The organism is Streptomyces sp. HSW2009 (assembly GCF_040240285.1).
Classification (GTDB): domain Bacteria; phylum Actinomycetota; class Actinomycetes; order Streptomycetales; family Streptomycetaceae; genus Streptomyces.
Genome location: NZ_JBEHZD010000164.1, coordinates 1 through 14,091, shown reverse-complemented (window position 1 = coordinate 14,091; position 14,091 = coordinate 1). Strand labels below are relative to the sequence as shown.

Annotated in this window: 5 protein-coding genes; 3 read left to right on the top strand and 2 right to left on the bottom strand. The window is 72.3% G+C overall.

Going from position 1 to position 14,091, the window contains the following annotated elements; all coding sequences use genetic code 11:
- Positions 1-21 precede the first annotated feature (21 nt).
- A complete protein-coding gene (locus tag AAHZ94_RS14845; RefSeq protein WP_349993347.1) occupies positions 22-5,358 on the top strand; it encodes an SDR family NAD(P)-dependent oxidoreductase in 5,337 nt (1,778 codons plus the stop codon).
- Positions 5,359-5,374: 16 nt separating this feature from the next.
- Positions 5,375-10,468: a type I polyketide synthase gene (locus AAHZ94_RS14840; protein WP_349993346.1), complete on the top strand. Its 5,094-nt coding sequence runs from the start codon at positions 5,375-5,377 to the stop codon at positions 10,466-10,468.
- A 231-nt stretch (positions 10,469-10,699) separates the two neighbouring features.
- Here AAHZ94_RS14840 and AAHZ94_RS14835 read toward each other — a convergent pair whose 3' ends face one another.
- Together AAHZ94_RS14835 and AAHZ94_RS14830 are read right to left on the bottom strand one after the other, a co-directional pair.
- The gene (locus AAHZ94_RS14835; protein ID WP_349993345.1) at positions 10,700-11,731 is read right to left on the bottom strand and encodes a phosphotransferase family protein; all 1,032 of its coding nucleotides are present in this window, start codon (positions 11,729-11,731) and stop codon (positions 10,700-10,702) included.
- A gap of 12 nt (positions 11,732-11,743) precedes the next feature.
- A complete protein-coding gene (locus tag AAHZ94_RS14830) occupies positions 11,744-12,985 on the bottom strand; it encodes an MFS transporter (RefSeq protein WP_349993344.1) in 1,242 nt (413 codons plus the stop codon).
- Between the two features lie 72 nt (positions 12,986-13,057).
- Here AAHZ94_RS14830 and AAHZ94_RS14825 point away from each other — a divergent pair, with 72 nt between their 5' ends.
- Positions 13,058-13,900, top strand: coding sequence for a LysR family transcriptional regulator (locus tag AAHZ94_RS14825; protein ID WP_349993343.1), 843 nt, complete (start codon positions 13,058-13,060; stop codon positions 13,898-13,900).
- Positions 13,901-14,091: the final 191 nt, after the last annotated feature.

Genomic DNA, 14,091 nt, shown 5'->3' with positions numbered 1-14,091 from the left:
CAGGCTGGGGTGGAGCCTGAGGTGGCGGTGGCGGGTGAGGTGTTGGGTGTGGTGCCGTGGGTGTTGTCGGCGCGTACGCCGGAGGCTTTGCGGGGTCAGGCGCGGGCGTTGGTGGAGCGGTTGTCGGATGAGCCTGGGTTGCGTCCGACGGAGGTGGGTTGGTCGTTGCTGACCACTCGTACCCGCTTCGACCACCGTGCCATCGCCGTTGGTGAGGATCGTGAGTCCTTCCTGATCGCACTCGAAGCACTCGCCACCGACCAACCCCACCCCAACGTCGTCACCCTGGGCACCACACCTACCGGGGAAGACTCCGGCCCGGTGCTCGTCTTCCCTGGTCAGGGGTCGCAGTGGGTCGGAATGGGCGCGGGGTTGCTCGAAGCTTCGCCGGTGTTCGCCGCACGGGTTGCGGAGTGTGAGCAGGCGCTTGCGCCGTATGTGGACTGGTCGCTGGCCGAGGTCCTGAGGGGTGGTGTGGATGCCGCTGACCTTGGTCGGGTTGATGTGGTGCAGCCTGTGTTGTGGGCGGTGATGGTGTCGTTGGCTGCGGTGTGGGCGGATCAGGGTGTGAAGCCGGCCGCGGTCGTCGGGCACAGCCAGGGTGAGATCGCCGCAGCCGTCGTCGCCGGCGCGCTGTCTCTCGAAGACGGTGCGAAGGTGGTGGCCCTGCGCAGCAAGGCGTTGCGCAGGTTGGCGGGTGGCGGGGCGATGGCGTCCCTCGCACTCAGTCAGGACAAGGCAGCCGACTTCCTCGCAGGGCTTGGTGAAGCGGCAGCCGGCGCCGGCATCGCAGCAGCCAACGGCCCCGGCTCCACCGTCATCTCCGGCCCGCCTGAGCATGTTCAGCACGCCGTCACCGCGCTGGAAGAGTCCGGTGGTCGGGCGCGGCTGATCGATGTGGACTATGCCTCGCACAGCCCGCAGGTCGATGAGATCGCCGACGAGTTGCACGAGGTGCTGGCCGGTATCACGCCCACTCGGTCCGACATCGCCTTCTACTCCACGGTGACGGCTCAGCGGATCGACACCAGCGAGCTGTCCACCGGCTACTGGGTCACCAACCTGCGCGAACGAGTCCGCTTCGCCGATGCCGTACGCGTACTCCTGGCCGACGGACACCGGGTCTTCATCGAGGCCAGCACCCACCCCGTCCTCACCGTCGGACTCCAAGAAACCTTCGAAGAGACAGGCATCCAGGCAACGGCCGTCCCCACCCTCCGCCGCGACCAAGGCGGAGTGGACCAGCTCCTGCGCTCCGTCGGACTCGCCTACGCCGCGGGCGTCACCGTGGACTGGACCCGCTGGTACCCCAGCAACCCCACCCCACGCGTCGTGGACCTGCCCACCTACGCCTTCCAGCGCGATTCGTACTGGCTGATCACCAACAGCGACATCGGTGACATGGGGGCAGCCGGGTTGCAGCGGGTCGAGCACGCCCTGCTGCCCGCTGCGGTCGAACTCACCGATGGGGGGCTGCTGTTGACCGGTCGGCTGTCCGTGAGTGGCGGCCGGGGTTGGTTGGCCGATCACGTGGTGGCCGGCTCGGTGCTGTTGCCCGGTGCGGCGCTCGCCGAATGGGCGTTGCGCGCCGCCGACGAGGCCGGGTGCGCGGGCGTGGACGAACTGGCGCTCCAGGTACCACTGGTGCTGCCCGCGTCCGGCGGGCTCCGCATCCAGGTCGTCGTCGGCGCACCTGCCGCCGACGGTTCGCGCGACCTACAGATCCATTCGCGTCCCGACGACGACCCGACCGGGGCCGCCACCTGGGTGTGCCACGCGGAGGGCGTACTCAGCCCCCCGCAGGATGAGTCGGCGCAGCCGGACGGGCTGGCGGGCGTGTGGCCTCCGGCCGGTGCGGAGTCGATGGAGGTCGCCGGGTTCTACGAGCGGGCGGCGTCGGGTGGGTACGGCTATGGCCCGGCGTTCCAGGGGTTGCGGGCTGCGTGGCGGCGCGGGGACGAGGTGTACGCGGAGGTGGAGTTGCCCGAGTCGGCGGGGGAGTTGGAGGGTTACGGCATCCACCCGGCCCTGCTCGACGCCGCGCTCCACCCGGCCCTGCTCGCCGACCAGGCCACCGCTGGCACCCTGGCGGAGACCGGCCCGGAATCCAATCCGGAGACCGATGCGCCCCAGGGTGACACCGGCACGGCCACCCCGGCCGCCGGTCAGCCGCGGCGGGCGGCGGGCACGGACCGTGTGTGGTTGCCCTTCGCCTGGAACGGCGTCTCCCTGTGGGCCGCCAAGGCAGGCACCGTACGCGTACGCATCCAACCCGGCGACCAGCAGGGCGGCGACGGCGAGCGGGCGCTTCGGCTGACCGTGGCCGATGCGGTCGGGGCGCCGGTCCTCACCGTCGACGCGGTGGCGATGCGGGCCGCGACCGCGGACCAACTGCACTCCGCAGGCGGCCGGGGAGCCGACGGGCTCTTCGCACTCGACTGGACGCCCGTGCCCCTGCTGCCCGGCAGCGGCGCGGACGACCTCGCGGCCGGCGACTGGGCCGTCCTCGGCCAGGACCCGTTCCACCTCGCTGACCTCGCCACTCCGAGCGGCGCGGGCCCGCGCCCGTACGCCGAGGTGTCCGCCCTGGTCACGGCGCTTGACGAAGGCGCTACGGCGCCCGTACTCGCCCTCGCCTGCGTGCCGCCGGCCGATGGCGAAGAACTCGCCGCCGCCGGTCACCGGACCACCCAGCGCACCCTGGACCTCGTCCGGGGGTGGCTCGCCGAGCCGCGGCTCGCGGAGAGCCGGCTGGTCATCGTCACCCACGGCGCGGTCGCCGCAGGCCCGAGCGAACACGGCGAACTCGACGTCACCGGCGCGGGCACGTGGGGCCTGGTGCGGAGTGCGGAATCGGAGAACCCCGGCCGGTTCCTGCTCATCGACCTCGACCCGGACGCCGAAGCAACGGCCGGCAGCGCCGGCCTGGTCGACGGCGTACGGCGGGCGCTCACCGCGGCCGAGACGCAGGCCGCACTGCGCGGCGGGCAACTCCTCGTACCGCGGCTGGTACGCGGCGGAACCACCGGCGGCGGGGTCGTCGGCCCCGCCGGGCGGGCCGCCTGGCGCCTGGACACCGACGGCAGCGGCACGCTGGAGAACGTCCGGCCCGTGCCCTGCCCCGAGGTGCTCGAACCGCTCGGCGAAGGACAACTGAGGGTCGCCGTGCACGCGGCCGGCATCAACTTCCGTGACGTGGTCGTCAGCCTGGGCATGGTGCCGGGCCAGACCGGCCTCGGTGGCGAGGGCGCCGGTGTCGTCGTGGAAGTCGGCCCCGGCGTCACCCACATCGCCGTCGGCGACCGTGTCCTCGGCGTCTTCGACCGCGCCTTCGGACCACTCACCCTGACCGACGCCCGACTCGTCGCCCCCATCCCCGAGGGTTGGAGCTACCAGCAGGCGGCGGCCGTCCCCATCGCCTACCTCACCGCCTGGTACGGGCTGGTCGAACTCGGTCGCGTACGAGCCGGCGAATCCGTGCTCATCCACGCCGCGACCGGCGGCGTCGGCACCGCGGCCGTCCAGATCGCCCGCCACCTGGGCGCCGAGGTCTACGCCACGGCCAGCCCCGCCAAACACCCCGTCCTCGCCGACATGGGCATCGACGAGGCACACCGGGCCAACTCCCGTGACCTGGACTTCGAGACGACCGTCAGGGAAGCCACCGGCGGCCGGGGCGTCGACGTCGTGCTCAACAGCCTGACCGGCCCGTTCATCGACGCCTCACTGCGCCTGCTGGGTGACGGCGGCCGGCTCCTGGAGATGGGCAAGACCGACATCCGCGACGCGGACCAGGTGACCGCGGCCCACCCTGGCGTCAGCTACCAGGTGTACGACCTGATCACCCACGCTGGCCCGGACCGCATCGGCGAGATGCTCGGCACGCTCGGCGAACTCTTCCGACAGGGCACGCTCCAGCCGCCCCCCGTCCGCAGTTGGCCACTCAGCCGCGCCCGGCAGGCACTGCGCCACCTCAGCCAGGCCAAGCACACCGGCAAGCTCGTACTCGACGTGCCAGGCACCGTCGACGCCGACGGCACCGTACTGATCACCGGCGGCACCGGGACCCTCGGCGGCCACGTCGCCGAACACCTGGCCCGCACCTGGGGCATCCGCCACCTGGTGCTGGTCAGCAGGCGCGGACCCGACGCACCCGGCGCGAGCGAACTGCTCGCCCGACTGGCCGAAGCCGGCGCCGAGGCCCAGATCGTCGCCGCCGACGTCACGGACGCCGCGGCCGTCGCCGACCTGGTCGCCTCCGTCGACCCGGCCCACCCGCTGACCGGCGTCATCCACGCAGCGGGCGTACTCGACGACGCCATGGTCACCTCGCAGACGGCGGACCAGCTGGCACCCGTCTGGGCGACCAAGGCAAGCGCCGCCGCCCACCTGCACGCGGCGACGGCAGGACTACGGCTCGGGATGTTCGTGGTGTTCTCCTCCGCGGCAGCCACCCTCGGCAGCCCCGGACAGGCCAACTACGCGGCGGCCAACGCCTTCTGTGACGCACTGGTGGCCCACCGGCGCGCCCACGGACTGCCCGGCGTGTCCATCGCCTGGGGCCTGTGGGCCGACGCCAGCGGCATGACCGGCCACCTGGACACCGCCGACCTGGCCCGGATGAACCGCTCCGGCATCAAGGCGCTCACCAACGACCACGCACTGCGCCTCCTGGACGCCGCCACCCGACACGGCGACGCCCAACTCGCCGCCGTCAACCTGGACCTGCGCACCCTGGCGGGCCAACCGGCCGACACGCTGCCGGCCCAACTCCGCGCCCTGGTGGCCACCAACACCACGCGGCGCGGCGCGGCCACCAACCAGGCCGCGACCAACTGGGCCGCCCAACTCGCCGCCCTCTCCACCGAAGAACAGCACCGCACCCTGCTCCATCTGGTCCGCAGCAACGCGGCGGCCGTACTCGGCCACGCCGACCTGAACGCGGTGCACAGCGACGCCCCGTTCAAGGACCTGGGATTCGACTCGCTGACTGCCGTGGAACTGCGCAACCGGCTCTCCGCAGCCACTGGACTCAGGCTGCCCGCCACCTTCATCTTCAGGTACCCCACGCCCGCGGCCATCGCCGAGGACCTGCGCGAAAAGCTGTGCCCCGCAGCGGCCGACCCGGCGGCGCCGCTCTTCGACGAACTCACCAAGTTCGAGACAGCCATGGCGCAGTTCACCTCGGACGGCGACGTACGCGGCAAGCTCGCCAAGCGGCTGGAGACGCTGCTGTGGCGGTTGAACGACAACGGCCCCGACGACCAGCCGGACCCGGACGCCGTCGACAGCGACGCGGTGGACGCGGCGTCGGACGACGAGCTGTTCGCCTTCATCGACCGCGAACTGCCTTCTTGATCAGGAGCGAGAACTGATGTCGGACACGGAAGCCAAGCTCCGTCAGTATCTGAAGCGGGTCACGGTCGACCTCGGGCAGGCGCGCCAGCGGCTGCGCGAGGTGACGGAACGGTCCCAGGAACCGATCGCCGTCGTCGGCATGGCCTGCCGTTACCCGGGCGGCGTCCGCGGCCCGGAAGACCTGTGGGACCTGGTCGCATCGGACACGGACGCCATCACGGGGTTCCCCACCGACCGCGGCTGGGACCTGGAGGGCCTCTACCACCCGGACCCGGACCACCCCGGGACCAGCTATGTGCGCGACGGCGGGTTCCTGGACGGCGCCGACCGCTTCGACGCCGAGTTCTTCGGGATCAGCCCGCGCGAAGCGCTGGCCATGGACCCACAGCAGCGGCTGCTGCTTGAGGTCGCCTGGGAGCTCTTCGAACGCGCCGGCCTCGACCCCACGCAGGTCAAGGGCTCGGCCACGGGGGTGTACGCGGGTGTCTCCAGCCAGGACTACCTGTCGCGCACCCCGCACATCCCGGAGGGCTTCGAGGGTTACGCCACCACCGGCAGCCTCACCAGTGTGGTGTCCGGCCGGGTGGCGTACACCTTCGGCCTCGAAGGGCCGGCCGTCACGGTCGACACTGCCTGTTCGTCGTCGTTGGTGGCGATGCACCTGGCGGCCCAGGCACTGCGCCAGGGTGAGTGCGAGATGGCCGTCGCCGGCGGCGTCACCTCGCTCACCACGCCGACCGCCTACGCCGAGTTCTCCCGGCAACGGGGGCTCGCGCCCGACGGCCGCTGCAAGTCCTTCGCGGCATCGGCGGACGGCACCGGCTTCTCCGAGGGCGTCGGCCTGATCCTGCTGGAACGCCTCTCGGACGCGCGCCGCAACGGCCACCGCGTGCTGGCCGTCATCCGTGGTTCGGCGATCAACCAGGACGGTGCGAGCAACGGCCTCACCGCCCCCAACGACGTCGCCCAGGAACGGGTCATCAGGCAGGCGCTGGAGAACGCCCGCCTCGCCCCCGACCAGGTGGACGCCGTGGAGGCGCACGGCACGGGCACCTCGCTCGGCGACCCGATCGAGGCGCAGGCCCTGCTCGCCACGTACGGCCAGGACCGGCCTGAAGGCCAACCCCTGTGGCTGGGGTCCATCAAGTCCAACATCGGACACACCCAGGCAGCCGCGGGCGTCGGCGGCGTCATCAAGATGATCATGGCGCTTCAGCGCGAGACGCTGCCCAGGACCTTGCACGTCGACCAACCCAACCCGCACGTCGACTGGTCGGCAGGGAGCGTGCGCCTGCTCACCGAACAGGTCCCGTGGCCTAGCGGCGAGCACGCGCGGCGGGCCGGGGTGTCCTCGTTCGGGATCTCGGGGACCAACGCGCACGTGATCGTGGAGGAGGCCCCTGCGGCACCGGCGCCCTCCGAATCACCGGATGCCCCCGGGGCGCCGGCGCACCTTGAAGCGCCGGAGGGCCGTGCGGCACCGGAGTCCGCGACGGTGGCCGAGGCAGGAAGGGCGGCAGGGGCCGAGGGCGGGTCGGTCGTGGTCGTGGGTGGGCCGTTGCCGTGGGTCCTGTCGGCTCGTACCCCTCAGGCGCTACGAGCCCAGGCACAGGCCCTGGCCGACCACCTCACCCGCCACCCCCACCTCTCACCCATCGACATCGGCTGGTCCCTAGCCACCACCCGCACCACCTTCGACCACCGCGCCCTCATCACCACCACCCACCCCAACGAACTCCCCACCATCCTCAAAGCCCTCGCCACCGACCAACCCCACCCCCACCTCACCGAGCCCTTCCCACCCCCCCATACGGACCTCGGCCCGGTGCTTGTTTTCCCTGGTCAGGGGTCGCAGTGGGTGGGGATGGGTGCGGGGTTGCTGGAGTCTTCGCCGGTGTTTGCGGCGCGGGTTGCGGAGTGTGAGCAGGCGCTCGTGCCGTACGTGGACTGGTCGCTGGCCGAGGTCCTGAGGGGTGGTGTGGATGCTGCTGACCTTGGTCGGGTTGATGTGGTGCAGCCTGTGTTGTGGGCGGTGATGGTGTCGTTGGCTGCGGTGTGGGCGGATCAGGGTGTGAAGCCGGCTGCGGTCGTCGGTCACAGCCAGGGTGAGATCGCTGCGGCCGTCGTCGCCGGTGCGCTGTCTCTGGAAGACGGTGCGAAGGTGGTGGCCCTGCGCAGCAAGGCGTTGCGTAAGTTGGCGGGTGGCGGCGCGATGGCGTCCCTCGCGTTGAGTCAGGACAAGGCGGCCGACTTCCTCGCAGGGCTTGGTGAGGCGGCAGCCGGCGCAGGCATCGCGGCAGCCAACGGTCCCGGCTCCACGGTGATTTCCGGTCCGCCTGAGCATGTTCAGCATGCCGTCACCGCGCTGGAAGAGTCCGGTGGTCGGGCGCGGCTGATCGATGTGGACTACGCCTCGCACAGCCCGCAGGTCGATGAGATCGCCGACGAGTTGCACGAGGTGCTGGCGGGTATCACGCCCACTCGGTCCGACATCGCCTTCTACTCCGCGGTGACGGCTCAGCGGATTGACACCAGCGAGCTGTCCACCGGCTACTGGGTCACCAACCTGCGCGAACAAGTCCGCTTCGCGGATGCCGTACGCGTACTCCTGGCCGACGGACACCGGGTCTTCATCGAGGCCAGCACTCACCCCGTCCTCACCGTCGGACTCCAAGAAACCTTCGACGACACAGGCATCCACGCCGCCGCCGTCCCCACCCTCCGCCGCGACCAAGGCGGAGTCGACCAACTCCTCCGCTCCGTCGGACACGCCTACACCGCAGGCATCACCATCGACTGGACCCGCTGGTACCCCACCAACCCCACCCCACACACCGTCGACCTCCCCACCTACGCCTTCCAAAGCGAACGCTACTGGCTTCCCGACGCGTTGCCCGCGATCGGGGGGCCGGAGGGGAACGAGGAGGAAGCTGGTTTCTGGGCCGCCGTGGAGCAGCAGGATCTCGGCGCGCTCACGGCGGCCTTGCAGCTCGACGGTGGGGCGGAGGACGGTCACGAAGCGGCTCGGTCCTCGCTGGGCGTGGTGCTGCCGGTGCTGGCCCAGTGGCGTCGGGCCGGGCGCGAGCGGTCCCAGATGGACGAGTGGCGGTACCGCATCGCGTGGCACCGCCTCAGCCACCTCGCGGAACCGGCGGGGCCGGCCGAACCCTGGCTCCTGGTGTGCCCCGATGCGGGCGCCGACGAGTGGGTCGAGCTGTGCACGGAGGCCCTGGGCGCGGCAGGTGGCCAGGTGCGCCGGCTGGCCGTGGGGGAGGGGATTGACCGCGCAGGGTTGGTCGCGGAGTTGCAGGACGTCTACGCGGACGAGGCCGCCGCACCCACCCGCGTCCTTTCCTTGCTCGGCCTGGACGAGCGCCCGTACCCGGCGCGCACGAGCCTGACGGCCGGCGTCGCCGCGACGCTCGCGCTGGTGCAAGCCTTGCTGGAAGTCGGCGTCAGCAGCCCGCTGTGGTGCGCCACGCGGGGCGCGGTGGCGGTCTCCGACGCGGAATCCGTCGACGCGCCCGTACAGGCCCAGCTCTGGGGCCTGGGCCGGGTGGCGGCCCTGGAACACCCGGAACTGTGGGGCGGACTCTTCGACTTGCCGGCACGGCCGGAGAGCGTCGATCCCGGGTTGCTCCGCGCGCTGCTCGCCGGAGCCCAGGGCGAGGACCAGGCGGCGCTGCGCGACGGCGCGGCGTGGGGCCGGCGGCTGGTGCCCGCCCCACTGGGCGAACGCACCCCGCAGCAGGCCTGGCAGCCGCGCGACGCCGTACTCATCACCGGCACGGCCGACGGACCGGCAGGGCACCTCGCCCGCTGGGCTGCCGAGGCCGGCGCGGACCGCGTCCTGCTCCTCGGGCCCGACGGCTCCAGCGCCGCCGGAGCGACGGAACTGACGTCCGAACTCCAAGCCCTGGGCACTGAGTTGGAGGTCCTTGACGGTGCGCCGAGCGACCGGGACGCCGTTGCCCGCCTGGTGGCCGACCTGGCTGAGCGCGGGGCGCGGATCGGCGCGGTCATTTCCACCTCGGCCACCGGCGAACTCGCCCCGCTGACCGAGGTCACCCCGGCCGGGCTCGGCGAGGTGATCGAGGCCAACCTGGTGGACGGCGGTCCGCACCTGGACGAACTGTGCGGGCTCGGACCCGACGACACGGTGGTGCACTTCTCCACCGTCGCCGCCGCCTGGGGCAGCAAGGACCACGGCGCCTACGCCGCCGCCACTGCCCAACTTGACGCGTTGGCGCAGCAGCGCCGGGCCGCCGGGCACCGGGCGACGTCGGTGACCTGGGGCCTGTGGGACCTGCCCGGCGCGGCCGGCGACACGGACACCGACCTCGCCGCGCACACCGACCGGCTGCGGCGACAGGGTCTGGCGCCGCTCGATCCGCGGCTCGCGGTGAGCGCGCTCGGCACGCTGCTCGACCACGACGACCCGCACCTGGCCCTGGTCGACGTGGCCTGGGACCGCTTCGCGCCCCTGTTCACCATGGCTCGCCCGAGCGCCCTGCTGACTGGGGTGGAGCAGGCCAGGCGCGCGGTTGAGGCAACCCGGGCACCCGACGGGGCCGCGGCGGCCGACGCCGCCTCCGAGTTGCGCGACGCGCTGGTGGCGCTGCCCGCGGAAGACCGGGTCGAGCGCCTGCTCGGGATCGTACGAACCCAGGTGGCGGCCGTGCTGCACTACCCGTCGCCGGACGCCGTCGACTCCGACCGGCCCTTCAAGGAACTCGGGTTCGACTCCATCGCCGCCGTCGAACTGCGCAACCGGCTGCGCGGCGCACTCGGCCTGACCCTCTCCAGCACGCTGGTCTTCGACTATCCGACGCCCAGTACGCTGGCCGGCCAACTGCTCACCCAACTCCTGCCGGACGACGGGGAGCAGGCACACCCTGCGCTCGGCCACCTCGATGAGCTGGAGGCCGCGCTGGCCGCGCTACCGGCCGCCGACCCGCGCCGGACCGGCCTGGTCAACCGGCTCCAGGCACTGCTGTGGAAGTACCCCGCCACGGTTGCCGACCCGGCCGCGGAGAGCACCCGCGACGAGGACCTTTCGGGTGCCACGGCCGACGAGGTGTTCGCCCTCATCGAGGAGATGGGCTCGTAGCGACCGGCGCCCATCGCTGCGCGTACACCATCGCGTGTCCACCACGGTGCGCCCGGTGCTGCCGGCGGCGGGAGCTCGGCTCCTTGCCGACCGGCGGTGCCGGGCGCACGGCCCGGGCGCGCACGAGCTGGGGCGGCCCGCGCATAGCCCACAACCGGGCGCTGTCTGTCGGGCGCTGCCGGGTGTCTTCGGGCCAGGCGGGAGCCGGGACGGGGGCGTTCCGGCCTCAGCTCAGCTCAGCGCATCCAGCACAGCCGCGAGGTAGCCGTCGAGCCGTTCCGCCACGACCCGATCGGTCAACTCGGGCCGCCCGGCCTCCCGCCAGGCCCGTGCCACCGGCTGGACCTCCTCCGAAGCCGCCAGCGCGTCCCGCACCTGCCAGTACCGCCGCTCACCGGTCGCCGCGGCCAGCACCCCGCCGGCTTCCTCGTACGCAGCGGTGAACCGCAGACCCCACGTCGGGCCGTGCAGCAGCGCCAGCGTGGTCGAGCAGTGCGCCACATCGAGGTCCGCAGGCCCCCAGGAGGCCCCGGCCCAGTCGACGACGCCACTGATCCGGACGCCGGCCGACGGCACGGGTGGGTGGGGCGGAGCGAGCGGTGTGGACGGCGAAGGTGGCGCGGGTCGCGTGGGTGGCGCGGACGGAGTGGCCGGCACGTCGAACAGTACGTTCCCGGGCTGGAAGTCCCGGTGCAGGAACCGCCCCTCGTACGGCGGCGCGGGCTCGCGGATCACGTCGACGGCCGCGGCCCACATCGCCGCGTCGGCGCCCTCCGGGACCACCACGGTGTCGGCGGTCGTCAACGTCGCGTACGTCCGGGGTGGTTCGATGGGGCGGACCGCGTGGATCGCCACGAGCTGACGGGCCAGCAGCGGAACGCGCGCCTCCAGCCCCTCGTCGTGGAGGGCCGTCCGGCCCGCCAGATGGGTCATCAGGAGCGCCGGGTACTCGCAGTACGTCGCGGTCGGATCGACCGCGACCAGCTCGGGAGCCGACACACCGGTCGCCGTGAGGAGGGTCAGGGCGCCGCTCTCCCGGCCGAGCCAGTCCGCGGCGTACCGCACGCGGTGCGCGTCGACGAAACTCCGCAGCACCAGATGGCGGGTGCCGCCGTGCGGCGCGCCGATGGTCAGCCTCCGCACGTCGGCGGTGATGCCACCGTGCAACGTCTCGGCTCTGACGATCCGTTCGCCGCTCCTCAGGTGCTGACTCACCCAGGCCAGGGTCCGCGGTCGAAGGGGCGTCCCCTCATCGTGGGTCATCGGACCACCTGATCACTCGGACGACGGCCCGCGCAAAGCCTTTGTTGTGGGGAGTACGAGGGCTGCCGCGGGGTCTTTCGGCGAGTGGGGTGCCCGGTGTGAGGGACGCCGGGAGAGCAGCCACCCCACCAGCGCTGCGGCGACCCCCGCCAGCCCGGCGACCACGAACCCACCCGCCGGCGCGGAGGCGTCGACCACCATTCCGGCGATCGGGGAGCCGAGCGCGAAGCCCACGCTCTGCGCGGAGGACTGGAGCCCCGTCGCCTCTCCCCGTACGCCGGCCGGCGCCAGCCGACTCACCGCGTCCGCCACCGTGGCGAGGGTGGGAGCGGTGAGCAACCCGGTGCCCACGAGGGCCAGGCTGAGCCAGGGCCAGCCATGGGCGAGCCCGACCGGAACCGTCAGAAGCCCCAGCAGGCCGAGCAGCAGCCAAGCCGGCAGTGCCAGGGTCGATCCGCCGTAACCCAACCCACCTGCGACGGAGGCCGGGCCGAGAACGGCCACGACCACCGCGGCCCACCCCAACTGCCCCGACTCCGCAAGCACGGCGACGATCGTGAGATCGACGCCGCCGAGCAGCATCGCCGTACCGAACGCCATCGTCAGTACGGCCACCATGCCGGCGCCCAACCACTCCCGGTGCCGCGGCCGACCACCCGTACCGACAGCGGTCTCGTCCGCCGAGCGCAGCGGCGGATCGAGCCAGGCCACTCCCACCCCACCGGCCACGATTGCGGCGCCGAGCCCCCACACCACCGCGCGCGGCGGCAGCCCGGCCGCACACAGCAGCACCAGCGCCGGGCCCACCACGTACGACAGCTCGCCCTGCACCGACTCGCACGCGAACGCGGTCCGGCGCTGGCCCACCGTCGTCAGCGCGGTGATCGCCTGCCTGGTCACCGACTGGACCGGCACCATCAACAGCCCCGCGACGAAGGCGGCGCCCACCAGATACCGGAAGGGCAGGAACGGCACGCCCCACCAGAACACCGCCTGCGCGACGGAGGTCGCCACCAACACGGTGCGCAGGCCCCGGCGGTCGATCGCCCGGCCGAGCAGCGGACCACCCACCGCCAGTCCCACGGTCAGGGCAGCGACGACGACGCCGGCCGCCGCATAACCCAGGTGCAGGCTGAACACGACGTACGTCGTCAACGCCAGTGCAACGGCCGTGATCGCCGTACGGGCGAGGAAGGAGACACCCAACAACGCTGCCATCCCGGGCAGGGTGAGCACCTGTCGGTATCCGGTCACCTGCGTGACGCTAGGCCCTCCGGCACACCATAGGTAGTGGCGAATGTGCAAGGACTGACATAATCAAACGTTATGGCCAAGGACCTTGAGATCGGGTTGCTGCGGTCCTTCGTCACCGTCGTACGGGCCGGCAGCATCAGCCGTGCGGCGACGACGCTCGGGCACACCCAGCCGGCTCTCAGCCAGCAGGTGCGCAAGTTGGAGAGGGTTGTTGGCCGGCCGCTGCTCCACCGCTCGCCCGCGGGTGTTTCGCTGACCCGGGCGGGCGAGGAACTCCTGCCGTTCGCCGAACGCATCCTCGCGCTCTCCACCCAGGCACTCACCGAAACCGGGCGCACGCTCACCGGCCGCTGTGGCGTCGGGCTGCTCGAAGACCTCATCGCGTCCCGACTCCCGCAGGCCCTCGCCGACCTCGCCAGGTTGCACCCCGGTGCAACCCTGGAGGTGCTGAGCATGTCCCACGCCGACATGCGCGGGGCCTACGACACGGGCCGCGTCCACCTCGTACTCAACGAGGTGGCGGCCGTTCCTGCGCCGCCGCGCTGGACCGTGCGTCGCCCGCTGGTCTGGGCCGTCGGCCCGGGTGTGGAGGTGGCCGACGACCCACTGCCCGTGGTGCTGTTCGCCAACACCTGCTCCTGGCGCACGTCGGTGCTGGACGCGTTGGAACGCGCCGGGCGTCCCTGGCGGGTGGCGTTCGAGAGCAACAGCCTGGTCGGCGTGCTCGCCGCGGTACGGGCCGGGCTCGGCGTCGCCGCGCTCCTGCCGGCCAACCTCGAACCGGCCATGGCCTGCCACGACGCCAACGCCCTCCCCACCTTGCCGGACGTCGAACTCGGCCTGGCCAGGCACCCGCGCTCGCTGGGCGACCCACTCATCGACGCCGTGGAGACCGCGCTGCGCCGCATGCTCTGACCGATCGTACGACCCGAGGGGGCACCGGCCGGACGCGCTGGCCTCCCCCTCCGGAGCGGGGGAGCGGGCCCGTCGTACGGCGGGGACGCCGGCGGCAGGGCGAGTCACCAACCCTTGATGTAGGCGAAGGGCATGCGAAAGGCCCGGCGTAGAGGGTAAGACCCCCGTAGCTGAAACATTGACGGCTTGCT